Annotated in this window: 20 protein-coding genes; 16 read left to right on the forward strand and 4 right to left on the reverse strand. The window is 72.4% G+C overall.

The features are described from left to right. The first annotated feature begins 25 nt into the window (after nucleotides 1-25). The 10 genes from nrdR to ACYVK5_RS00675 all read left to right on the forward strand — a co-directional run bounded on the left by nrdR (nucleotide 26) and on the right by ACYVK5_RS00675 (nucleotide 9,577). Nucleotides 26-538, forward strand: coding sequence for a transcriptional regulator NrdR (nrdR, locus tag ACYVK5_RS00630; RefSeq protein WP_460701350.1), 513 nt, complete (start codon nucleotides 26-28; stop codon nucleotides 536-538). Nucleotides 539-701: 163 nt separating this feature from the next. Next, the gene (locus tag ACYVK5_RS00635) at nucleotides 702-890 is read left to right on the forward strand and encodes a DUF5302 domain-containing protein (RefSeq protein WP_460701351.1); all 189 of its coding nucleotides are present in this window, start codon (nucleotides 702-704) and stop codon (nucleotides 888-890) included. 303 nt (nucleotides 891-1,193) lie between these two features. Continuing rightward, the gene (locus ACYVK5_RS00640) at nucleotides 1,194-2,042 is read left to right on the forward strand and encodes a nitrilase-related carbon-nitrogen hydrolase (RefSeq protein ID WP_460701352.1); all 849 of its coding nucleotides are present in this window, start codon (nucleotides 1,194-1,196) and stop codon (nucleotides 2,040-2,042) included. A gap of 53 nt (nucleotides 2,043-2,095) precedes the next feature. After that, complete coding sequence (hydA, locus tag ACYVK5_RS00645; RefSeq protein WP_460701353.1) at nucleotides 2,096-3,526, forward strand: dihydropyrimidinase; 1,431 nt, start codon at nucleotides 2,096-2,098, stop codon at nucleotides 3,524-3,526. Between the two features lie 36 nt (nucleotides 3,527-3,562). Then, on the forward strand, nucleotides 3,563-4,585 hold the full coding sequence (locus ACYVK5_RS00650; protein WP_460701354.1) for a TIGR03842 family LLM class F420-dependent oxidoreductase: 1,023 nt from the start codon (nucleotides 3,563-3,565) through the stop codon (nucleotides 4,583-4,585). Further along, nucleotides 4,582-5,460: an ABC transporter permease gene (locus ACYVK5_RS00655; RefSeq protein WP_460701355.1), complete on the forward strand. Its 879-nt coding sequence runs from the start codon at nucleotides 4,582-4,584 to the stop codon at nucleotides 5,458-5,460. Before ACYVK5_RS00650 ends, ACYVK5_RS00655 begins: the two co-directional genes overlap by 4 nt. Beyond that, nucleotides 5,457-6,395 (forward strand): ABC transporter ATP-binding protein, encoded by a 939-nt coding sequence (locus ACYVK5_RS00660; RefSeq protein WP_460701356.1) that lies wholly within the window; start codon nucleotides 5,457-5,459, stop codon nucleotides 6,393-6,395. Before ACYVK5_RS00655 ends, ACYVK5_RS00660 begins: the two co-directional genes overlap by 4 nt. Beyond that, nucleotides 6,392-7,147, forward strand: coding sequence for an ABC transporter permease (locus tag ACYVK5_RS00665; RefSeq protein ID WP_460701357.1), 756 nt, complete (start codon nucleotides 6,392-6,394; stop codon nucleotides 7,145-7,147). The genes ACYVK5_RS00660 and ACYVK5_RS00665 overlap by 4 nt, the downstream gene beginning before the upstream one ends. Next, on the forward strand, nucleotides 7,134-8,264 hold the full coding sequence (locus ACYVK5_RS00670; protein ID WP_460701358.1) for an ABC transporter substrate-binding protein: 1,131 nt from the start codon (nucleotides 7,134-7,136) through the stop codon (nucleotides 8,262-8,264). Before ACYVK5_RS00665 ends, ACYVK5_RS00670 begins: the two co-directional genes overlap by 14 nt. Continuing rightward, nucleotides 8,264-9,577 carry an aminotransferase class III-fold pyridoxal phosphate-dependent enzyme gene (locus ACYVK5_RS00675; RefSeq protein WP_460701359.1) on the forward strand — a complete coding sequence of 438 codons (1,314 nt, stop codon included), beginning with the start codon at nucleotides 8,264-8,266 and terminating at the stop codon, nucleotides 9,575-9,577. The genes ACYVK5_RS00670 and ACYVK5_RS00675 overlap by 1 nt, the downstream gene beginning before the upstream one ends. Nucleotides 9,578-9,713: 136 nt before the next feature. Here ACYVK5_RS00675 and ACYVK5_RS00680 read toward each other — a convergent pair whose 3' ends face one another. The 3 genes from ACYVK5_RS00680 to ACYVK5_RS00690 form a co-directional block, all read right to left on the reverse strand. Continuing rightward, nucleotides 9,714-12,068: an autotransporter-associated beta strand repeat-containing protein gene (locus tag ACYVK5_RS00680; RefSeq protein WP_460701360.1), complete on the reverse strand. Its 2,355-nt coding sequence runs from the start codon at nucleotides 12,066-12,068 to the stop codon at nucleotides 9,714-9,716. Nucleotides 12,069-12,150: 82 nt separating this feature from the next. Next, a complete protein-coding gene (serA, locus tag ACYVK5_RS00685) occupies nucleotides 12,151-13,389 on the reverse strand; it encodes a phosphoglycerate dehydrogenase (protein WP_460701361.1) in 1,239 nt (412 codons plus the stop codon). 59 nt (nucleotides 13,390-13,448) lie between these two features. Next, nucleotides 13,449-15,704, reverse strand: a complete 2,256-nt coding sequence (locus ACYVK5_RS00690; protein WP_460701362.1) for a HelD family protein — start codon at nucleotides 15,702-15,704, stop codon at nucleotides 13,449-13,451. Nucleotides 15,705-15,868: 164 nt separating this feature from the next. On the opposite strand from ACYVK5_RS00690, the gene ACYVK5_RS00695 reads away from it, so the two are divergent. The 5 genes from ACYVK5_RS00695 (at nucleotide 15,869) to ACYVK5_RS00715 (ending at nucleotide 20,897) form a co-directional block, all read left to right on the forward strand. After that, a complete protein-coding gene (locus ACYVK5_RS00695) occupies nucleotides 15,869-17,215 on the forward strand; it encodes a PP2C family protein-serine/threonine phosphatase (RefSeq protein ID WP_460701363.1) in 1,347 nt (448 codons plus the stop codon). Further along, the gene (locus ACYVK5_RS00700) at nucleotides 17,212-18,894 is read left to right on the forward strand and encodes a sensor histidine kinase (protein ID WP_460701364.1); all 1,683 of its coding nucleotides are present in this window, start codon (nucleotides 17,212-17,214) and stop codon (nucleotides 18,892-18,894) included. Before ACYVK5_RS00695 ends, ACYVK5_RS00700 begins: the two co-directional genes overlap by 4 nt. A 64-nt stretch (nucleotides 18,895-18,958) precedes the next feature. Then, nucleotides 18,959-19,396, forward strand: coding sequence for a response regulator (locus ACYVK5_RS00705; protein ID WP_460701365.1), 438 nt, complete (start codon nucleotides 18,959-18,961; stop codon nucleotides 19,394-19,396). A gap of 84 nt (nucleotides 19,397-19,480) precedes the next feature. Further along, on the forward strand, nucleotides 19,481-20,494 hold the full coding sequence (locus ACYVK5_RS00710) for a proteasome assembly chaperone family protein (RefSeq protein WP_460701366.1): 1,014 nt from the start codon (nucleotides 19,481-19,483) through the stop codon (nucleotides 20,492-20,494). Nucleotides 20,495-20,693: 199 nt separating this feature from the next. After that, nucleotides 20,694-20,897 (forward strand): cold-shock protein, encoded by a 204-nt coding sequence (locus tag ACYVK5_RS00715; protein ID WP_123815030.1) that lies wholly within the window; start codon nucleotides 20,694-20,696, stop codon nucleotides 20,895-20,897. Nucleotides 20,898-21,060: 163 nt separating this feature from the next. Here the strand turns inward: ACYVK5_RS00715 and ACYVK5_RS00720 are convergent, their stop codons facing one another. Further along, complete coding sequence (locus ACYVK5_RS00720; protein ID WP_460701367.1) at nucleotides 21,061-22,047, reverse strand: spermidine synthase; 987 nt, start codon at nucleotides 22,045-22,047, stop codon at nucleotides 21,061-21,063. Between the two features lie 90 nt (nucleotides 22,048-22,137). On the opposite strand from ACYVK5_RS00720, the gene ACYVK5_RS00725 reads away from it, so the two are divergent. Beyond that, nucleotides 22,138-22,614: an SAV_6107 family HEPN domain-containing protein gene (locus ACYVK5_RS00725; RefSeq protein ID WP_460701368.1), complete on the forward strand. Its 477-nt coding sequence runs from the start codon at nucleotides 22,138-22,140 to the stop codon at nucleotides 22,612-22,614. The last annotated feature ends 9 nt before the right edge of the window (nucleotides 22,615-22,623 follow it).

Raw genomic sequence — 22,623 nt, forward strand, 5'->3', positions numbered from 1 at the left:
GCCGGCCGAGCCCGCAGGAGACCGCATGCACTGCCCGTTCTGTCGTCACGGTGACTCGCGCGTGGTGGACTCGCGGACGTCGGACGACGGTTCGTCGATCCGCCGCCGGCGGGAGTGCCCGGCGTGCCACAAGCGCTTCACCACCATCGAGACGGCGAGCCTGACCGTCGTCAAGCGGTCCGGGGCGACGGAGCCGTTCGTGCGGGACAAGATCGCCACGGGCGTACGCAAGGCCTGCCAGCCGCGCCCGGTGAGCGACGACGATCTGGCGCTCCTCGCGCAGCGTGTCGAGGAGACGCTGCGCAGTACCGGCAGCGCGGAGATCGAGGCGAACGAGATCGGCAAGGCGATCCTGGGGCCGCTGCGGGAGCTGGACGTCGTGGCGTACCTGCGTTTCGCCAGCGTCTACCAGGACTTCTCGTCGCTGGAGGATTTCGAGGTGGCGATCACCGACCTGCGCAAGGACGCGGAGGCGGTCCCCGCGCACGAACCGGGGGAGGATGAGGCGAGCGACGCGTCCCCTGCCGAGCGGGTGTGACGGGCGCCGCCGGGCGGCGGGAGCACGCGGCACGTTCCAAGGGGGAGCGGGTGCACGAGGAATGGGGAGAGCCCGGAAAAGGGCTGGCGCATCGCGGTCGTCCGGGAGACGCTGGTCGCACGGACCCGGCCAGGGATCCTGAGACGACGAGGAGGTGGTCGGTGTGACGTCCGAGAGCAACGATCGCAGCACGGCACCGAGCGAGGACGCGAAGGCGAAGTTCCGCGAGGCGCTGGAGCGCAAGAAGAACGCGAGCCACCGCACGGAAGACGCCGAGCGGAACACCGGAGCGGTGCACGGCCCGGAGACCACGGGGCCTGTGCAAAAGATGTTCCGCCGCAAGAGCGGCTGAGGCTGATCGATCGAGGCCGCCGACCGGGTGTCTGACCTGGTCGGCGGCCTTCGTCGTTCTGGCGGGACTCGACCCCGAGCTGATCGCTGAGCCCGACGCGCTCGTCGTATCTCTACATCGGATGGTCGCGGTGGCCGGCACATGCCCCGGCCACCGGAGGGCGCCGTCGGCCCCGGGCGCCCGAACGCCCGTGCCAGCGATGTCGCCCGCTGAAACAATTGTCACAACCTGGAAACCCGGAGGGTGTGCCGGGCGAAACCAACTCCTACTTGGCTGGGCCTCCTGTCAAGGCAAGGAGTTCGCGTGACCACTGTCCGAGTAGCTTTCACCCAGGCCCGCTGGACCGGCGACAAAGAGTCCATGATCACCCTGCACGAGGCCTGGGCCCGTGAGGCGGCCGACCGGGGCGCACAGGTGATCGCCTTCCAGGAGCTGTTCTACGGCCCCTACTTCGGCATCACCGAGGACCCCGCGTACTACCGGTACGCCGAGCCGATCCCCGGACCCACCGTCGAGAGGTTCGCAGCGCTCGCGGCCGAGCTGGGCCTCGTCATGGTGCTGCCGGTCTACGAGGAGGACCAGCCCGGCGTCCTGTACAACACGGCCGTGGTGGTCGACGCCGACGGCACCGTGCTCGGTAGTTACCGCAAGCACCACATCCCGAACCTCGACAAGTTCTGGGAGAAGTTCTACTTCCGGCCCGGCAACCTGGGCTTCCCGGTGTTCGACACCGCGGTCGGGAAGATCGGCGTCTACATCTGCTACGACCGGCACTTCCCCGAGGGCTGGCGGGAGCTCGCGCTGAACGGCGCGCAGATCGTCTTCAACCCCAACGCGACCAAGCCGGGGCTGTCCAACCGCCTCTGGGAGATCGAGCAGCCGGCGGCCGCGGTCGCCAACGGCTACTTCGTCGTGGCGAACAACCGGGTGGGCCTCGAGGACAACGAGTACGGCGAGGAGGCCGTGGACTTCTACGGCTCGTCCTACGCCGTCGGGCCGGACGGGAACTACGTGGGCGACGTCGCCTCGGCGACCCATGACGAGCTGGTCGTCCGTGATCTCGACCTGGACCAGGTGCGCGAGGTCCGCGAGCGATGGCAGTTCTTCCGCGACCGCCGCCCGGACGCCTACACCGCCATCACGGCGCCGTAGCCCGTGCGCGCAGCGACCCGCGGACGGAACCCGCAGACCGATCTGGAGGCACGATGACGATACTCATCACCGGCGGAACAGTGGTGAACGCGACGGGCACGGTCCAGGCCGACGTGCTGATCGACGGCGAGACGGTGGCGGCCGTCGTCGCCCCCGGCAGCATCGCCCTGGGGGCGGACCTGGCTGCCACCGCGGACCGGGTGATCGACGCGACCGGCAAGTACGTGGTGCCCGGCGGCATCGACGCGCACACGCACATGGAGTTGCCGTTCGGCGGCACCGCCGCCAGCGACACGTTCGAGACCGGCACCATCGCCGCGGCCCACGGCGGCACGACCACGATCGTCGACTTCGCGGTGCAGCGGCAGGGTGAGCGGGTGCAGGACGGCCTGGAGTCGTGGCACAAGCGTGCCGCGGGCAACTGCGCCGTCGACTACTCCTTCCACCAGATCGTCGGCGGGGTGGACGACGACTCCCTGGCAGCGATGCGCACCCTCGTGGACGAGGGCGTCACCAGCTACAAGATGTTCATGGCCTACCCCGGCGTCTTCTACGCGGACGACGCCCAGATCCTGCGCGCCATGCAGGTGGCCCGCGACGAGGGCCTGCTCACGATGATGCACGCGGAGAACGGCCCGGCGATCGACGTGCTCGCCGGCCAGCTCGTCGACCAGGGGAAGACCGACCCGTACTACCACGGGATCGCCCGCCCCTGGCAGCTCGAGGAGGAGGCCACGCACCGCGCCATCATGCTCGCGGACCTCACCGGGGCGCCCCTGTACGTGGTGCACGTGTCGGCCAAGCAGGCAGTGGCCCAGCTCGCCGCCGCACGCGACGCCGGCAAGAACGTGTTCGGCGAGACCTGCCCGCAGTACCTGTACCTGTCGCTGGAGGACCAGCTCGGTGCGCGCAGCGACGAGTGGGGCGCCTTCGAGGGCGCCAAGTGGGTGTGCTCCACGCCGCTGCGCGCGCGTGCGGAGGGCCATCAGGACGCCATGTGGCAGGCGCTGCGCACCAACGACCTGCAGGTGGTGTCCACCGACCACTGCCCGTTCTGCATGACGGACCAGAAGGAGCTGGGGCGGGGCGACTTCCGGGCGATCCCGAACGGGATCGGCTCGGTGGAGCACCGCATGGACCTGCTCTACCAGGGTGTGGTGACCGGCCGGCTGACCCTGGAGCGCTGGGTCGAACTCGCCTGCGTCACCCCGGCGCGCATGTTCGGGATGTACGGCGCCAAGGGCGTGATCCAGCCCGGCGCCGACGCCGACGTCGTCGTCTACGACCCCGCGGGCAGCACCCGGATCGGCGCCGCCATGCACCACATGAACATGGACCACTCCGCGTGGGAGGGCTTCGAGATCGACGGGCACGTCGACGTCGTCCTCTCCCGCGGACAGGTGGTGGTGGACGACGACGGCTTCCACGGCCGGGCCGGTCACGGCCGGTTCGTGAAGCGCGGGCTGAGCCAGTACCTCGTCTGACACGACAGCCGGAGACGGCGGAAGAGAGCAGAGCAAGTGGACTTCGGAATCGTGCTGCAGAACGACCCGCCGGCATCGCGGGTGGTGGACCTGGCGGTCCAGGCGGAGGACCAGGGATTCGACCATGTGTGGACGTTCGACTCGCACCTGCTGTGGCAGGAGCCGTTCGTGGTCTACTCGGCGGTCCTGGCGGCGACCCGGCGCGTGGTGGTGGGGCCGATGGTCACCAACCCGGCCACGCGCGACTGGACGGTGATCGCGTCGATGTTCGCCACGCTGAACGACATGTTCGGCAACCGGACGATCTGCGGGATCGGGCGCGGCGACTCGGCGGTACGGACGCAGAACGGGCGCCCGGCGAACCTCGCGACACTGCGTGAGTCCGTGGAGGTGATCCGGGCCCTGGGCAACTCGGGCGAGGCGGAGGTGAACGGCCGGCCGGTCCGTTTCCCGTGGTCGAAGGGCTCGGAGCTGGACGTCTGGGTGGCCGCGTACGGGCCCAAGGCGCTCGCGCTGACGGGCGAGGTGGGGGACGGCTACATCCTGCAGCTCGCCGACCCTGCCATCGCGGCGTGGATGATCGGTGCCGTCCGGGACGCCGCCGCGGCCGCCGGCCGGGATCCCGACGCGGTGAAGTTCTGCGTGGCGGCACCGGCCTATGTGGGGGACGGGTCCGCGTCGGGTATGGCGCACATGCGCGACCAGGTGCGCTGGTTCGGCGGCATGGTCGGCAACCACGTCGCCGACATCGTGTCGCGCTACGGGGCGGCGTCGGGTGTTCCGCAGGCGCTGACCGACTACATCGAGGGCCGCACCGGCTACGACTACGCCGAGCACGGCCGGGCGGGCAACAGCCACACGGAGTTCGTGCCCGACGAGGTGGTGGACCGGTTCTGCCTGGTCGGCACGCCCGAGGAACATATCGCGCGCCTACGCGAGCTGGAGGCCCTGGGCTGCGACCAGTTCGCGATCTACCTGCAGCACGACGGCCAGGAGGAGACCCTGCGGGCCTACGGCGAGACGATCATCCCCGCGCTGGGCACGCCGGGGACGCGGTGAGGGGCGCGCGTGCGGTGGTCGCCGGGGTGTCCGGCGTCGTCGGCCTCGGGGTCGCCTGGGAGGCGTACAAGGCCCTGATGCCCGACGACGGGTGGGTGCTCGGCGAGACCCGGATCCTGCCTCGCACCACGGACGTGGCGATGCCGCACCTCTGGGACATGGCCGCCCGGGCCGCCGAACCGCTGACCTCCGCGCCCGACGCGCCGCCGCTGTGGCTGGCGACGCTCCAGGGTGCGGGATTCACGCTCGGCGTCTCGGCCGCCGGGTGGGTGGCCGGCGTGGTGCTCGGCCTGCTCGTCGCGATGCTCATGGCGCGGTTCGTGCCGGCGCGCGCGGGCCTGCTGCCCTGGGTGGTGCTGAGCCAGACCGTGCCGCTGATCGCCATCGCGCCCCTGGTCAAGCGGTGGGGCGCGCAGCTCGAGATCGGAGCGCTGGACTGGCAGGACTGGATGTCGGTGGCGGTGATCGCGTCATACCTGGCGTTCTTCCCGGTGTCGGTCGGGGCGCTGCGGGGGTTCACGGCCCCGGACGCGGCCGCCGACGGCGTCCACCTCGACCTGTTCCGCGCCTACGGCGTCGGCTGGTGGACGACGTTCTGGCGGCTCCGGGCGCCGTCGTCGGTTTCGTTCCTGCTGCCCGCGCTGCGACTGGCCGCCGCGAACGCGGTGGTCGGGACGGTGGTCGCGGAGGTGTCCACGGGCCTGCGCGGCGGGCTCGGCCGGATGATCGTCGAGTTCGGCGCCTCGGCCAGCGCCGACCCGGCCAAGCAGTGGTCGCCCATCGCGGGCGCGGTGGTCGTGGGGCTCGCGGCGACGGGGCTGGTGGCGCTGATCGCCCTGGCCCTGCGCCGGTACCGGACGGAGGAGGAACGATGAGTGCGGTGGTCGTGACCGGCGCGGGCCGGGTGTTCGGCGACGCGGGAACCGGTACGGGGACGGTGGCGCTGGCCGGCGTCGACCTGACGGTCGGCGAGGGTGAGCTGGTGTCCCTGATCGGTCCGTCGGGGTGCGGCAAGTCGACACTCCTGCGGCTGATCGCGGACCTGGACGCCCCGACGTCGGGCAGCGTGACCGTGTTCGGCAAGCCCGCCGGCCGGGCGCGCAAGGACCAGGACTACGGGATCGCGTTCCAGCAGGCAGGGCTCCTGCCGTGGCGCTCGGTACGGGCCAACGTGGAGCTGCCGATGCAGCTGCACGGCAGGTCCCGGGGTGACCGGGCGGCCCGGGCCGAGCGGGCGGCCGAGCTGCTCGCGCTGGTCGGGCTCGCGGACTTCGCCGGTCACCGGCCCCACCAGCTCTCGGGCGGGATGCAGCAGCGCGTGGCGATCGCACGGGCACTGGCCCGCAGCCCCCGGCTGCTGCTGATGGACGAGCCGTTCGGGGCGCTCGACGAGATGACGCGCGAGCGGCTGCAGGACGAGCTGCTGCGGATCCGCGACACCACGGGGGCGGCGGTCGTGTTCGTGACCCATTCGATCGCGGAGGCGGTCTACCTGTCGGACCGGGTCGTGGTCATGTCACCCCGGCCGGGCCGTGTCGTGCAGGTCCTGGACGTCCCGCTCGGCACGCCCGCGGAACGCGCCGCGCGCGGGATCGACCTGCGCGAGGACCCGGCGTACTTCGAGCGCGTCTCGGCCGTCCGCGAGGCCCTGCACCGAGGTGACGCCGAGCTCGGGGGAGCTGCGCCCGAGAGGGCTGTCGACGGCGAGCCGGCACCGGCGTCCTCCGGCGCCGCTCCGTCCGGATCAGGTGCTCCTGCCTCCGGCACGACCGAGCCCGGTGCCACCGAACCCGACCGGGTGACCTCATGACCGGCGGCAGGTGGCTCGCCCTGGGCGCGCCCCTCGCGGTCGGCGCGGGGGCGGTCACGCTGTGGCAGGCAGCGGTGACCGGGCTGGGGATCGAGCCGTTCGTGATCCCCGCGCCGTCCGACATCGCCGCGGAGTTCGCCGCCAACCTCGGCGTCGTCACCGACGCCGCCCTCGCCACGGCCGGCAACGCCCTGCTCGGTCTCGTCATCGGGACCGCCATGGCGCTGCTCGGCGCCGGGCTCTCCGCGTCGTGGCGACCCCTCGCCGACGCGACGAACCCACTCGTCACCGCGACGGCCGTGGTGCCCATAGTGTGCCTGGCGCCCGTCTTCTACACGATGTTCGGCAGCGACGCGCAGACCACCAGGGTCGTCGTCGCCGCCATCGCCGTCTTCGTTCCCGTGTACGTCAACACCCTGCGCGGCCTGCGCACGGTCCAGCCCGTGCACCGCGACCTGATGCGCTCCTACGCCGCGACGCCCTGGCAGGCCACGCGGCACGTCACCCTCCCCGGCGCGCTGCCCTTCTTCTTCACCGGGCTGCGGCTCGCGTCATCGCTCGCCGTCATCTCGGCGCTCGTCGCCGAGTACTTCGGCGGTCCCGTGGACGGCCTCGGCAAGGCCGTCACCTCGGCCGTCTCCTCCAGCCGCTACGCCCTGGCCTGGGCGTACGTGCTGGGCGCCGTCGTCACCGGGCTCGTCTTCTACGCCGTCACCGCATTGATCGAGAGGAACAACCATGCACGTCACTAATGTGCTGCGCACGTCCCTGGGCCTGGCCGCCGTCGTCACCCTCGCCGGCTGCGGCGGAGCGACCGGACAGCCCGAGCCCGGCGCCGCCACACCCGTCACCCTCCAGCTCCAGTGGGTGGCGCAGGCCCAGTTCGCCGGGTACTACGCCGCCGTCGACCAGGGCTACTACGCGGACGAGGGCCTCGACGTCACCATCCAGGAGGCCGGCACCGACACCGTGCCGATCGACGTGCTCGCCGCCGGCGACGCCGACTACGCGATCTCCTGGGTCCCGAAGGTGCTCGGCTCCATCGAGCAGGGCACCGAGGTGACGAACGTGGCGCAGGTGTTCGAACGGTCCGGCACGCTCCAGGTCGCCTTCAAGGACGCCGGCATCTCCGACCCCGCCGACCTCGCCGGCAAGAAGGTCGGCTCCTGGGGCTACGGCAACGAGTGGGAACTGTTCGCCGGCATGCAGGATGCCGGGGTCCGGACCCCCGACGACATCGACCTCGTGCAGCAGGCGTTCGACATGAACGGCTTCCTCGCCGGCGACATCGACGCCGCCCAGGCCATGACCTACAACGAGTACGCCCAGATCCTGGAGACCGTGAACCCCGACACCGGCGAGCTGTACCAGCCCGAGGACCTCGAGGTCATCGACTGGAACGACCACGACACCGCCATGCTCCAGGACGCGATCTGGGCCGACGCCGCCCGCCTCGCCGACGACACCGGGTACGAGGACACCACCGTCGCCTTCGTCAAGGCATCCCTCAAGGGCTGGGCCTACGTCCGCGACAACCCCGAGGAAGCAGCCGGGATCGTCACCGCCGCCGGCTCCACCCTCGGCACCTCCCACCAGCTCTGGCAGGCAAACGAGGTGAACAAGCTGATCTGGCCCTCCACCAGCGGCATCGGCACCGTCAACGAGGCACAGTGGGACCGGACCGTCGAGATCGCGATGGGCACCCAGAACGAGACCGGCGCGACCGTCATCACCGCCGAGCCGCCCGCCACGGCCTACACCAACGAGTACGTGGAGCAGGCGCTCGCCGCCCTCGCCGACGAGGGCGTGGACATCCAGGGCGAGGAGTTCGAGCCCCTCGACGTGCAACTCGTCGAGGGCGGGAACTGATGGCCGACGACGACGCCCGCGCGCTCGCCGCCGCCCGTGACCTCCTGATCCAGCCCTGGTCGCCCGGCACCGCCAATCCGCCGCTCGCGATCGCCGGCGGCTCCGGGTCCCGCGTGTGGAACCACGCGGGAGACGAGTGGCTCGACCTGTCGTCGATGCTGGTGAACACCAACATCGGGCACCAGCACCCGCGTGTCGTCGAGGCGATCGCGCGCCAGGCCGGCGAACTGGTCACGGCGTCGCCGGCGCTCGCGGTGCGGGTGCGGGGCGAGGCTGCCGAGCGGGTGCTCGCCCGCGCGCCGTTCGGGGCGGGCGCCAAGGTGTTCTTCACGAACGGCGGGGCGGATGCCATCGAGAATGCCATCCGCATGGCGCGCGTGCACACGGGCCGGGACAAGGTGGTGTCGCTCTACCGCTCGTACCACGGCAACACCGGCGCGGCGATCGTCGCCACGGGGGACCGGCGGCGGGTGCCGAACGAGTACGCGACGGGGCACGTGCACGCCTTCGGGCCGTACCTGTACCGGTCGGAGTTCTGGGCCTCCTCGGCCGAGGAGGAGTGCGAGCGCGCGCTGCACCACCTGGAGCGGGTGGTGCAGGCGGAGATCCCGGACACGGTGGCGGCGATCCTGCTGGAGACCGTGCCCGGGACGGCCGGCATCCTCGTGCCGCCGCCCGGCTACCTGGCGGGCGTGCGGCGGATCGCGGACCGCTACGGGATCGTGCTGATCCTGGACGAGGTCATGGCCGGGTTCGGGCGCACCGGCTCGTGGCTGGCGCTGGACCGGCACGACGTGCGCCCGGACCTCGTGGTCGTCGCCAAGGGCGTGAACTCCGGGTACGTGCCCGTCGGCGGGGTGCTCGTGTCGCCCAGGATCGCGGCGACGTTCGGCGAGCGGGCCTTCCCGGGCGGGCTCACCTACTCGGGGCACCCGCTCGCCATGGCGTCGATCGTCGCGACACTGGACACCATGGCCGACGAGGGGATCGTGGACAACGCGGCGCGCGTCGGGTCCGAGGTGCTGGGCCCGGGGCTCGCCGCGATCGCGGCGGAGAACCCGCTGGTCGGGGAGGTGCGTGGCCTCGGCGTCTTCTGGGCGGTCGAGCTGGTCGCCGACCGGGAGACCAGGGAGCCGCTCGGCGCGGGTGCGATGGCGGCGATCAAGCAGGCGCTGCTCGACGGCGGCGTGCTGCCCTTCATCGCCGACAACCGCGTGCACGTCGTCCCGCCGTGCGTCATCACCCGGGACGAGGCCCGCGAGGGCCTGGCGGTGCTCTCCGGAGTCCTCGACGACGCGGCACGGTCCGGGTAACGGAACGCGCGGGTGGACGATGCGGTCGGCGGGTTGTGGAGGTCGGTCGGTCCGATGTCGAGTGGTCGGTCCCCCGAGCGACCTACCACTCGACATCGGGACGACCGTACGACAGCGGGCCGACCGCACTACGGGGTCACGGAACCGCATCCTCCGTCCGGGGCTTGGCGATGACCGGGCCCCGGACGTGGCGGGCTCCGGTGGCGACGGCTCGGCGCCGTCTGCGGAGCGCGACGACGCCGAGCGTGGCGAGCGCGGCCAGGGCGAGCGCGGCGAGCGAGACGAGTGCGAGGACACCGGTGGGGGAGCCGTCGTCGTCGGCCCGGCTGGGGAGCGGGGCGGCAGCGGCGGCGGCGCTCTCCGTGGGAGTCGTCGCCGGTGCCGCGAGCACCACCCGGTTGTCCTCGTAAGCGATCTCGTACGTGGTGCCGCCGACGTCGACCTGGCTGCCCTCGTCGAGGCCGGCGAACGTGCCCGTGATCCGGCCGCCGGCGGTGACGACCGTGATCTCCCCGGGCGGCTCGGCGTCGCCGTCGTGGCGGAGCTCGAGGGCGCCGCCCAGCCGGACGTCGCCGGCGACGTCCAGCCCGGCGTCGGTGTCGGTCCGGAGCACGGCCTTCGTCCGGAGTACCAGGTCTCCACCCACGGTGCTCTTCCCGGTGAGCGCGAGGGTCGTGTCCACGCCGAGGTCGCCCGCCAGTTCCGCCCCCGCGAGCGACAGCGTCCCGCCGGTCACGGTCCACGGGCCCGTGGCGGCGCTGGTCCCGGAGTACGTCAGGCCGCCGTCGCCCGCCTTGACGAGACCGCCCGAGCCCGTGAATCGTCCGGCGTACTTCGTGCGCTCGGTGTTCGTGACCTTCAGGGTGGCGGAGCCGAGCCGCACGGTACTTCCCTTGGCGCCGCGGAGGTTGTTCACGCCGCCGTCGCCCGCCGCGGCGACGTCGAGCACGGCCCCGCGTCCCGGGAGCGCGACGCCCGACGAGGCCGAGAGGTCGGCGCCCGCCAGGACGAGCTCTCCGCCCGACACCGTCGTCGGCCCCTCGTAGGCGATCTCGCCCGTGAGCGTGAGCCGCGCGGCGCCGGCCTGCTTCAGGGATCCGGCGCCGGTGATCCGGGACAGCTCGACGGCCCGGTCGGCGTTGCGGACGACGAGCGTGCCGTCGTTCACGACCCGGGCCGTGTCCGTGCCGGTGATCAGCCAGGAGTCCTGGCCTGGCTCCCCGGTGCCCAGCCGCAGCGTCGCACCGGCCCCGATCGTGGTGGTGCCGTCGTAGTTCTGCTGGTCCGCGAAGGTGACGTCGTTGCCCGGTGTGCCGGCGACCGTGACGTCGCCGGTCGCGACGGCGGCCATCGTGTCGTGGTAGAGGCCGCCGGAGATCGGCGCGCCGAGGGTGACGGGCCCGTTGTAGTCGAAGATCAGGTGGCCGCGCGCGCGACGCGTGTACAGGTTGATGTAGATGGTCTCGCGCGTGCCGGGCAGGAAGAACCGGTTGTGCGTGCCGTCACCCCACTGCACGATCGCGCCCTGGATGTTCACGCCGCGCTTGTTGATGTTCTTGGGCACCGGCCGCCAGTTCAGGCCGGGGTCCGAGAGTTGCGGGTCGGTCTCCGTGCCCTGGTCGGTCCAGGAGTACACGCCGGACATGATGATCCGGCTGCCGTCCGGGGCGCCGTAGAAGTTGATGTCGTTCCCCCACTCACGAGAGAAGACGTCGAACCCGATGACGGTGTCGTAGTCGAACGGGGTGTCGATCATGAACGAGCCGTAGTTGACCAGCTTCTCGAGGTTCGGGAGAGACGTGCGGTACTGGTCCCGCATGCTGGCGTGGACACCGGTGCCGTTGACGATGGTGCCCGAGAACGAGTGGTCCCCGGCCAGAGAGACGCCGTCCCAGATACCCCGGGGCTGGTTCAGCACCCCGCCGCCGCTGAGGAATCCCGGATGGTACGGCGTACCACTGACTGCGACGATCAGCGTTCCGTCGATGTGGTGGTTGAGCGCGTTCCAGGCGAAGTTCGGGAAGTCGTAGGGGTAGTGGCCCACCCGGCCCGACGCGCCGGAGCCGTCGCCGTACTGCAGCGTCGCGCCGGCCTCCACCGTGACGGCGGGCGGGTCGGGGTCGTGGAACGCGGCGTAGGGATGGTTCTGTGCGCCCAGGAGCTCGATCCGCTGCTGCCGGCGGTTCTCGGGGATCTGGAAGTCGCTGTCCGCGGTGAGTACCAGCTTGCCCGGGCCGCGGATCGTCAGCGTGCCGACGCCGGAGAAGACGCCGCCGTAGACGATCTCCTCGCCGTCGCCGAGCGCGACGACGGCGTCGCCCGCGAGCGTGACGTTCTCGCCGTCGCGCACCTGACCGGTGATGTCCGTCGCGGCGTGCGCCGGGACGCCGGCGACCGGGACGACGCCGAGGGCGAGGACTGCCGCGAGAAGGAGCCGCGGGAGCGATGCTGTCCGGGCCGGGCCATTCCACACACGAGACAAGTACGACACCGGGTGAATGTTAGCGCTAACGCGCGACCCGTACGGCCATGCGGGTGGGCCGGCCCGGGCCGGTCAGGCGGACGCAGGTCCGCTAGCGGGCCGCCGGGCCCGGCGGGAACTCCGGCCGCTCGAACTGGTCGTTGATGCGCAGGCGGACCGTGGTGTCCATCGCCATGAGCTTCTTGGACGCCCCGCGGTGCGTGACGTCCGAGATGTCCGTGACCACGTAGCCGAGGTCACCGTGCGTGGCGAGCATCTGGCCCTCGATGTTCGCGCCGTGGTCGGCGAAGATCTGGTTCACCTGGGCCAGCACGCCCGGCACGTTGCGGTGCAGCAGGGCGATGCGGCCCGTCCCGGTGTGCTCCAGCTGGAGCGCCGGGAGGTTGACCGACAGCATCGTGGAGGCGGTCGTGATGTAGTCACGCAGCTTCTTCGAGACGAACTGGCCGATCGCCTCCTGGGCCTCCTCGGTCGACCCGCCGACGTGCGGGGTGAGGATGACGTTCGGCAGGCCGCGCAGCACCGAGTCGAACCGGTCGCCCGACTTCTTCGGCTCGGACGGGAACACGTCGATCGCCGCGCCCGCGAGGTGCCCGGAGACGATGCCCGCCCGCAGCGCGTCGACGTCGACCACGAACCCGCGCGACAGGTTGAGGAAGATCGCGCCGGGCTTCATCGCCGCGAAGTGCTCGGCGCCGAACATGCCGGCGTTCCCGGAGCGCCCGTCGACGTGCAGGGTCACGACGTCCGACGTCGCGAGCAGCTCCTCCAGCGTCTCCGCGCGGCGGGCGTTGCCGAGCGCGAGCTTCTCCTGGAGGTCGTAGAAGACCACGGACATGCCGAGGTTCTCCGCGAGCACCGACAGTTGCGAGCCGATGTTCCCGTAGCCGACGATGCCGAGCGTGCGCCCCCGGACCTCGTGCGAGCCGGTCGCGGACTTCTCCCACACCCCGGCATGCAGCGCCTTGTCGCGCTCCGGCAGCCGGCGGGTGAGCCCGATGATCTCGGCGATCGCGAGCTCGACCACGGACCGCGTGTTGGAGAACGGCGCGTTGAAGGCCGCGATGCCGCGATGCGCGGCGGCGGCCAGGTCGATCTGGTTGGTCCCGATACTGAACGCGCCGACCGCGAGGAGGGAGTCGGTGGAGGACAGCACCTTCTCGGTCACCTGGGTCTTGGACCGGATGCCGAGCAGGTGGACGCCGTCGAGGGCGGCGATCAGCTCGTCCTCGTCCAGGGCACCCTTGCGGGTGTCCACCTCGAAGCCCGCGGCTTCGAGGTTCGTGGCGGCGCCGGGGTGGATGTTCTCGAGCAGGAGGGCACGGTGCACGGGGTCATCGTGCGCCGTGCCGTTTCCTGAGACAACTCCGTTCCGTGATCCGGACAGCCCTACTCCGTGAATCCCTCCGGCAGGTCCTTCGTGTGGACGACGACGAGGCGCTGGGTGGGGCGGGTCATCGCCACGTAGAGGTCACTCAGCCCGCCCGGGCCCGCGGCGATCAGGCCGGGCTCCACCAGCACGACGGCGTCGAACTCGAGCCCCTTCGTCTCGCGCGGGCTGAGCACCGTGATCTGGCGGTCCTCCGGCCGCTGGGCGCCGATGCGGGCGGCCTCGGCGTCGCCGAGCGCCGCCGGCAGGGCGCCGGCCACCGCCTCGGCGATCTCCCGGGTGCGGGACGCCGGGGTGACCACGGCGACACGTCCGGCCTCCGGCTCGACGAACTCCTTGGCGAGCGTCACCGCCTCGTGCGCGACCTCGGACGCCCCGACCTCGGCGCCGCGAACCCGCACCAGGGAGAGCGCGTCGTCCACGTCCCGCGCGGCGACCAGGTCGCTCACCGGAAGCCCGCCCGCCCGGGCGACGCGCTGCGCCGCGTCAGCCACGGCCGCCGGCGTGCGGTAGGAGACGGTCAGCTCGGCGAGCCGCCAGCTCTTCCGCAGCAGCGGCGTGAGCATCGCGGCCCAGTCGCGGGCACCGGCGGGCGACGACGTCTGCGCGACGTCGCCGACGATGGTCATCGACCGGGTCGGCACGCGCCGCGCCAGGGCGTGCCACGCCATCGGCGAGAGCTCCTGGGCCTCGTCCACGACCACATGGCCGAACGTCCAGCGACGGTCGGCGGCGGCGCGCTCGGCCGTGGTGAGCGACGGCCCTGAACTCATGAACCGCGAGGCCAGCGTCTCGGCGTCGACCTGGATCATCGTGTTCACCGCCCCGGACGAGAGCACGCTGCGCGCGTGCTCCAGAGCCTCCGCCTCGGCGGCCGCGGCCTGCGCCGCCTCCGCGCGGGCCAGCGCGTCGTCCTCGCCGAGCAGCTCGTACGCCTCGTCGAGCAGGGGCACGTCGGACTCGGTCCAGCCGCTGCCCGCCGCACGCCGCAGGAGAGCCCGCTCCGCGTCGCTCAGCTCGGGCGCCGCCTCGGCGAGCCGGTGCGGCTTCGCGTACAGGTCCTCCAGCAGCTTCTCCGGCGTGATCGGGAACCACGCCAGGTTCAGGGCCACGCGGACGTCCCGGTGCTCACGCAGGTCCTCCACGAGCGCGGCCCGGTCCTCGGCGGCGAGCCGCGTGCCGTCGACGTCGCGCACCTGATCGGCCAGCCGCCCCAGCATGTCCTTGACGAACGTGACGCGCGCCTCGTTGTGCGGCTTGTGCGACCGCCGGGCGCGGGCGATCGCGTCGCGCACGTCGTCGCGGCGGATCACGTGGTCGTGACCCTCGACCCGCACCGGCAGGTCGGCGGCAGGCACCCGCTCGCGCGCCCGCACGGCGCGCCGGATCGCCCGGCGCCACAACGGCCGCCCCTTGACACGCGCGACGTCGGGCTCGTCCACGCCGGACGCCTCCACCCCCGGGACGAGCTCGGCGATCGTCGTCGCCACCACGCCGGTCTCGCCCAGCGACGGCAGCACCTGGTCGATGTACCGCAGGAACGCGCGGTTCGGCCCGACCAGCAGCACGCCCGACCGCTCCAGCAGCCTGCGGTGCGCGTACAGCAGATACGCCGCCCGGTGCAGCGCCACCGCCGTCTTGCCGGTGCCCGGCCCGCCCTGCACCACCAGCGCGCCGGTGAGCTCCGACCGGATGATCCGGTCCTGCTCGGCCTGGATGGTCGCGACGATGTCGGTCATCCGGCCGGTACGCCCCGTCGCCATCGTGGCCAGCAGCGCGCCCTCGCCCGACAGCGAACCCGCCTCGAGGCCCGCGTCCAGGTCCAGCACCTCGTCCTCGACCCCGGTCACCGTGCGCCCCTTGGTCACCAGGTGCCGCCGTCGCCGGACGCCGGCGGGGTGGAGCGCGGTGGCGCGGTAGAACGCCTCAGCGGCCGGGGCGCGCCAGTCGGTGAGGATCCCGCGGTGCTCGGCGTCGTTCAGCCCGATACGGCCGACGTACCGGACCTCGTCGTCCGCCAGGTCGAGGCGGCCGAACGCGAGACGATCCTCGACGGCGTCGAGCTGCGCGGCGCGGTCCTCGTACAGGGTGGCGAACGCGTCGCGCTCGCTGCGGTTCTGGTGCGTGCCGACGGCGCCCTGCATCCGCACGTCGCGCAGCCGGCCGCGCGTGGCCTCGCGCAGCTCGTCGAGGCGGGCATAGAGGACGTCGACCACGGCCTGCTCGTGGCTCAGCTCGTTCCCGATACCTGTCACGCGTGACCTCCGTGATTCTTGGCCGGACCGTTGCTCGGCCTGGGGTCGGTAAGTAGTCGGTCGTGAAAGACCGGCCGACCATTATCCCCCGGAGGTCAAGAGGTTCGCGGTCTTCACACGCGGGACGCTGACACGGCGAGGAATCCCTGCGTAGGATCGCCGCCATGGACCCGGCAGGGGCAATACCGCGCGACGGCGCGGCCGACGACGTTCCGATCTCGTTCCCGCCCGAGCCGCCCGAGGTCCTCACCGTCCTCCTCGTCGAGGACGACGACGCCGACGCGCTCCTCGTGACCGACCTGCTCACCGGAGCCCGGGTGCGCGCCGACATGCACCGGGCGCATCGTGTCACCGAGGCCCTGTCGATCCTCGACGACGTCCGCGTCGACTGCCTCCTGCTGGACCTGGGCCTGCCCGACGCGGTGGGCCTGAGCGCGCTGGAGCGCGTGGTCGCGCACGTGGACTCGCTGCCCGTGCCGCCCGCCGTCGTCGTCCTGACCGGCGACGCCGCCGCGGGCGCCGGGACCAAGGCGATGGCGGCCGGCGCGGACGACTATCTCGTCAAGGGCGAGGTCGACGGCGACCGCCTTGCCCGGGCGCTGCGCTATGCCACGCTGCGGCGCCGGTCGGCGGCCCAGCAGCTCGCGCTCTACCGCAGCGAGGTGCGCGCCGCCGAGACCATGCGGCTCGAGCGTGCCCTCCTGCCCGAGGCCGTGGTGCGCGACGAGCGGATCTCGCTCATGGTCGGGTACCTGCCCGGCGGGAACGGCCTGCTCGGCGGGGACTTCTTCGACGCCGTGGAACGCCCGGACGGGACGCTCATGATCGTCGTCGGCGACGTGGCGGGGCACGGCCCGGACGAGGCGGCCCTCGGCGCCTCGATGCGCACCGCCTGGCGCACCCTCGTGCTGTCCGGCACGGACCCCGGCGACGTCCTGCCCCTCCTGGAGCGCGTGCTCCTGCCCGAACGGCAGGGTCCGGAGGTGTTCGTCACGCTCTGCCAGGTCGTGGTCGCGGCGGAGCGCGACGCCATGGACGTGTACCTGGCCGGGCACATGCCGCCGTTGCTCGCGACGCGCACCGACGACGGCGCGGAGTGCGCCGAGCTGACCGCCGTCGGGCGGGGCCGCGCCCTCGGCATCCCGGCGCCCGGATCCTGGGAGGCGACCCGCGTGGAGCTCCCCGGGCCCTGGACCGTCGTCCTCTTCACCGACGGCCTCGTCGAGGCCAAGGTCACCGTCGACGACGACGGCGCCCCCACCGCACCCGACGAGCGCGGGCGCCTGCCGCGCCTCGGCGTGGACGGACTGCGCGCGGTGATGTCCGCCGAGCTCGCCCGCGGCAGCCACGACGTCGTGCCCCGCGTGCTGCGCCGGGTCCGGACGCTCCACGGCGGACCGCTCGCCGACGACGCCGCCCTCCTGCTCGCCGGCTGGGACGCCGCCGACGACGCGGGTCCCGCCGAGCGCACCTCCACGCTCGCCGACTCCACCGAGTGGGGCCGCCCATGACCGTCCTGCCGGAGCCCTGGGAGAGACCCCTCGCCCAGGTGTCGATGCGCCGCAGGCTGGCGCGGCTCCAGGGCTCCGTCGCGACCGCCATCGTCCTCGCGCTGATCGTCGCGCTGCTCGCCTGGTCGCAGGCGGCACAGGCGAGCAAGCTCGTCGAAGGCGCCTACTTCGACGCCCTCGCCGACGGCGCTCAGGCGCGGCTGGCGCTCGGGGACGCCGAACCGTCCATCCGCTCCTACTACACCACGTGCAGTCCCGAGGTGCTCCAGCCGTACCGCCGGATCGCCGCGGACCCGGACCTGCTCGGGCTCGACGTCGACCCGCGGATCCTCGACGCCCGCCCGGAGGTCGCCCGGGCCCGGGAGCACGCGATCGTGTCGATGGACGCGTGGCTCGCGGACTTCGCGCGCCCGACCGTCGCGGCGGTCGACGAGGCGCGCGTCGCGGCCCTCGACGGCCAGGACGAGAGCGACGAGGCGCGCGAGCAGTGCATCGAGGACGCCGAACGGGCGATGCCGCCCGTCACCGACGGCGTGGCGAGCGTCGGACGGGCCCGGGACGACGTCGTGGAGTACCTGGAGGTCCTGAACGAGGCCCGGGGCGCGACGCTGGCCGAGCGGCAGTCCTGGGACGCGGTCCTGGTCGGCGCGATCGTCACCCTGGCGCTCGTCGTCGTGCTGCTGGGGACGCTGATGTGGCTGGCCCTCGAGACCTGGGTGATCAAGCCGGCGGCCATCCTCACCAGAGCGGTGCGAACGGTGGCGGCCGGGTCGATCGAGACCGAGATCAAGCCCGTGGGGGCGGGCGAGATCATGTCGCTGTCGCTGCACGTGGAGGGGATGCGCCGCGAGCTGCTGCACCACATGGAGGACATGCGCCTCGCCCAGCAGGAGGTCGAGAACGCCCACGTGATGCTCACCGACCAGGCGCGTGAGCTCGAGCGCAGCAACCGGGACCTCGAGCACTTCGCCTACGTGGCCTCGCACGACCTCCAGGAGCCGCTGCGCAAGGTGGCGGGGTTCAGCCAGATGCTCCAGCAGCGGTACGGCGACTCGCTGGACGACAAGGCCCACCAGTACATCGAGTTCGCCGTCGACGGCGCCAAGCGGATGCAGGAGCTCATCAAGGACCTGCTGAGCTTCTCCCGCGTGGGACGGTCGGGGGAGGAGCACGCCTCCGTCGACCTGGACGAGGTGCTGAGACGGGTCGAGAGCGACCTGTCGGAGCGGATCGCGGAGGCCGGGGCGACGATCACCCACGATCCGCTGCCGACCGTGCGCGGTGAGCCGCGGCTGCTGCACCAGGTGCTGGCGAACCTCCTGTCGAACGCGCTGAAGTTCCGCGAGCCGGAGCGGGACGCGACGGTGCACCTCGAGGTGCGGTCCATGCGCACGGCGTGGGAGATCTCCGTGGTCGACAACGGGATCGGTATCGAGCCGCAGTACGCGGACCGGGTGTTCGTGATCTTCCAGCGGCTGCACCCGCGGGGCGAGTACTCGGGGACGGGCATCGGTCTCGCGCTCGTCAAACGCATCGTGGAGCACCACGGGGGCCACATCTGGATCGAGGCGACCGAGGGCGGTGGCACGACCGTCCGGTTCACCCTCGCCAGGACCGTGACCTCGGCCGGAGCGCGGCGCACGTCGACCGAACGCGCGCAGTCCACTACTCTCGGATGAGCCGACCGATCGCGAACGCGGGCGGGCTCGGCGACACGAGAGCTGCCGTTCGGGAGGACCTCAGGTGGAAGACCACAGGCCGATCGAGATCCTCCTTGTCGAGGACGACCCTGGCGACGTGCTGATGACGCAGGAGGCGTTCGCGGAGCACGAGACTCCGGTGAACGTCTCGGTGGCGGGCGACGGCGTGGCCGCGCTCGACTTCCTGCGCAAGCAGGGTCAGTGGGCCGACGCCCCGGACCCGGACCTGGTGCTGCTGGACCTCAACCTTCCCCGGATGGACGGCATGGAGGTTCTCGCGGTCGTGAAGAACGACCCGATGCTGCGGCACATCCCGATCGTGGTGCTGACCACGTCGGACGCGCAGGAGGACGTCGTCGGCTCGTACTCGCTGCACGCGAACGCCTACGTGACCAAGCCCGTCGACTTCGACAAGTTCCAGGCCGTGGTGCGGCAGATCGACGAGTTCTTCGTCTCCACGGTGCTCCGTCCCGGACACTAGACACCGGGCGCGGGAAGTTCCTCCCTCGTGCCGTTGTTGTCATGTTCGCACCAGGGTCGTCGAGAAGGAGACGAGGAAGAGACCGTGCTGGATCCGCAGGAAATCTACGAGGTTGACGAGGCCGCCGTGACGCGGACCCTGGGCGCGCACGCCCTCGGCGACGAGCGCCGGTTCGCCGACGACGCCCCCGAGGCCGTGCCGGGCCGCGAGGTCGTCGGGCGGCGCGGGATCGCACGCCGGGGCGAGGGGCCGGTCCTGCTGCACTCGATGCGCGGGTTCGTGGACGCGGGTGCGGCGGGGGAGATCGCCGTCGAGCACCTGGTCGGCGAACTGACCACGGAGCGCCTGGTGACGTTCGACATCGACCAGCTGCTCGACTACCGCAGCAAGCGCGGCACGATGACGTTCGACAGCGACCGCTGGGTCGGGTACGACGCCCCGGAGCTCGCGATCGACCACGTGACCGACCAGGAGGGGACCGGCTTCCTGCTCCTGCACGGCGCCGAGCCCGACCTGCAGTGGGAGCGCGTCGTCGCGGCCGTGGAGCAGCTCGTGCGCCGGTTCGGGGTGAGCCTCGCGGTAGGGGTGCACGGAATCCCGATGGGCGTGCCGCACACCCGGCCGATGTCGCTGACCGCGCACGCCACGAGGTCCGGGCTGATCGAGGACTACACCTCGTGGTTCGGGTCGGTGAAGGTGCCCGGGTCGCTGGCGTCCCTGCTGGAGCTGCGGCTCGGTGAGGCCGGCCACGACGCGCTCGGCTTCACGATGCACGTGCCGCACTATCTGGCGCAGTCGCACTACCCGCCGGCGGCGGTGGTGGCGCTGCAGCACATCGAGCGCACGACCGGCCTGGCGCTGGGGATCGGTGCTCTCGACGCCGCCGCGGTCGACGCCCGGATCGAGGTGGAGCAGCAGGTCGCCGAGTCGGGCGAGATCGCGGCCGTGGTCAGCGCGCTCGAGGAGCAGTACGACGCCTTCTCGCGGTCGATCGGCCGCCCGAACCTGCTCGCGGAGTCCGCTCCGCTGCCGACCGCCGACGAGATCGGCGCGGAGCTCGAGCGCTTCCTCGCGCAGCAGGACGGGTCCGGCGAGTAGCCCGGACCGGGCCTCTTCTCGTTTCCGACACAGCGGGAATGTCCGTTATCCATGGCGGTGGAGGGTGGTCCGTGCCACACTTGCGCACGCCGCACCGCGAGCTGCCGGCCCCGCGCCCTTGTGCGTCGTGGGCCCCAGGCGCGTCGCGGCACGGTGCGGGCACTCGGCCCGCACCCAGTGACGGAAGGTCGAAAGACGCATGGCGCAGGGTTCTGTGAAGTGGTTCAACGCGGAGAAGGGGTACGGGTTCATCGCCCAGGACGGCGGCGGCGCCGACGTCTTCGTGCACTACTCCGCGATCGAGACGCAGGGATACAAGTCACTCGAGGAGGCCCAGCGGGTCGAGTTCGAGATCACCCAGGGCCCCAAGGGGCCGCAGGCGGAGCAGGTAGTTCCGCTCTGATGCCGACGACGGGTGCGGTGACGTGCGGGAGCCGGGGAACCGGCCCTCCGCCCGGAGCCTGACCCGGCGAGGCGGCGCTCCGGCGCTGACGACGGCCGTATCCCGTGCGCGGGGTGCGGCCGTCGTCGTGTCCCGGGGTGGTGACGCGTCGAGCGGTGCCGGGTCAGCCGGATGCCGCCTGTGCGGGCTCCGGCTCCTCGAAGTCCCGATCCTTGGCGTCCGTCTCCGTGGGATCCGGCGCATCGGGATCCCGCTCCGTGGGATCCGGCGCCGTCACCAAGGGCGCCGCGGTGCCCGCGAAGCGCGTGGCGTCCTCGCCGGCGAGCAGGGTGGCGGGCACGGCCAGCGTGCGCAGCGCCCGCCCGAGCGCGGCGTCCCGCAGGTCGGCGCGCTCGGGCCCGCCGCTGTCGCGGACGGCCGCCAGAACGGCGTTGCCGTACCTGCGGCCCTTGAGGATCCCCGGCTCGGCGATCGCCGCCAGCCGCCCGGACGCCGCCGCCGAGGGGCCGAAGACCTCGGCGAGGCCCGCGAGCTCCTGGCGCGCGACGGTCAGCGGCGGCCGGTCCGCGCAGTTCAGGAGCAGGACGCCGCCGGGCCGCAGCGCACGCCGGGCCGCGTGCGCGAACCGTGTGCCGACGAGATGCCCGGGCGTGACGTCGCCGGCGAAGACGTCCCGGACCACGACGTCGAACGACTCCGGAGGCAGGCCCGCCAGTGCGCGGCCGGCATCGTCGGCGCGCAGGCGCAGGCGGGGTGAGCGGGGGAGGGCGAACCACTCCCGCACGAGCTCGATCAGGCGGGCGTCGAGGTCGACGCCGAGCTGCCGGGAGCCGGGACGCTCGTGCTCGACGTACCGCGCCAGGGCGCTGCCGGCGGCGCCGAGATGGAGCACGCGCAGCGGCCCGGCGGGCAGGAGCGCGATCACGGCGGCCATCTGCTGCATGTACTCGAAGTCGAGGAATCCCGGGTCCCCCAGGTCGAGGCTCGAGCTCGGCACGCCGTTGACGTGCAGCGTCACTCGATCGGGATGGTCGGGGTCGCGGATCACCTCCGCGGTCCCGGTGCTGATCGGGACCGGCCCGGCGGGGAGTGTCAGTGTCCCGGTGTTTGATGGGGTGCGTCGGGCGGGGCGGGTCTTGCGGCGGGCCATGGGGCCCAGTCTCTCGCGCCGGCGGGGACGGATTGACATGTTCGAACAGATGTTCGAGACTGACGGTGAGGAACCGGATCGGAGGGCACCATGGGGATGACCCAGGGCAGGGGATCGGATGTCGTCGCCGCGAGCACGCGGGTGCCGCGGCCCGTACCGCCCGGCGTCCGGGCGCTGCTGCGCCGGGCGGACGCCGAACTGGCGCAGGCGCACGCCGCGCCCCGTCCGGAGGATCGATTCCGGCACGCCCACCTCGCCGCCATCCGTGCGGCGGCCGCGGTCCTGGCGCTGCGCGGGCGCCCCTCGCCGCGGTCCGGTGCCCGCACGGTCTGGGAGATGCTCGTGCGCGTCGAGCCGGACCTGGCGCCCTGGTCCGGATACTTCGCGTCGGGGGCGCAGCTCCGCGCGGCGGTGGACGCCGGGCGCGCCGGCGAGGTGGACGCCTCCCGGGCGGACGAGATCGTCGCGTGCGCGGAGGACTTCCGCGACGAGGTGGCGATGCTGGCGGACCCGGACGCGATGTTCGCGCACCGTCCGCACCTGCGGGTCGTGCCGGAGGCGTCGTGACCGGGATCC

The sequence above is a fragment of the Myceligenerans halotolerans genome (assembly GCF_054782975.1).

Excerpts from the sequence above, each read along its gene's own strand:
- nrdR (WP_460701350.1), top strand. The coding sequence starts at position 26 with ATGCACTGCCCGTTCTGTCGTCACGGTGACTCGCGCGTGGTGGACTCG.
- hydA (WP_460701353.1), top strand. The coding sequence starts at position 2,096 with ATGACGATACTCATCACCGGCGGAACAGTGGTGAACGCGACGGGCACG.
- ACYVK5_RS00660 (WP_460701356.1), top strand. The coding sequence starts at position 5,457 with ATGAGTGCGGTGGTCGTGACCGGCGCGGGCCGGGTGTTCGGCGACGCG.
- ACYVK5_RS00665 (WP_460701357.1), top strand. The coding sequence starts at position 6,392 with ATGACCGGCGGCAGGTGGCTCGCCCTGGGCGCGCCCCTCGCGGTCGGC.
- ACYVK5_RS00670 (WP_460701358.1), top strand. The coding sequence starts at position 7,134 with ATGCACGTCACTAATGTGCTGCGCACGTCCCTGGGCCTGGCCGCCGTC.
- ACYVK5_RS00675 (WP_460701359.1), top strand. The coding sequence starts at position 8,264 with ATGGCCGACGACGACGCCCGCGCGCTCGCCGCCGCCCGTGACCTCCTG.
- ACYVK5_RS00695 (WP_460701363.1), top strand. The coding sequence starts at position 15,869 with ATGGACCCGGCAGGGGCAATACCGCGCGACGGCGCGGCCGACGACGTT.
- ACYVK5_RS00700 (WP_460701364.1), top strand. The coding sequence starts at position 17,212 with ATGACCGTCCTGCCGGAGCCCTGGGAGAGACCCCTCGCCCAGGTGTCG.
- ACYVK5_RS00715 (WP_123815030.1), top strand. The coding sequence starts at position 20,694 with ATGGCGCAGGGTTCTGTGAAGTGGTTCAACGCGGAGAAGGGGTACGGG.
- ACYVK5_RS00720 (WP_460701367.1), bottom strand. The coding sequence starts at position 22,047 with ATGGCCCGCCGCAAGACCCGCCCCGCCCGACGCACCCCATCAAACACC.
- ACYVK5_RS00725 (WP_460701368.1), top strand. The coding sequence starts at position 22,138 with ATGGGGATGACCCAGGGCAGGGGATCGGATGTCGTCGCCGCGAGCACG.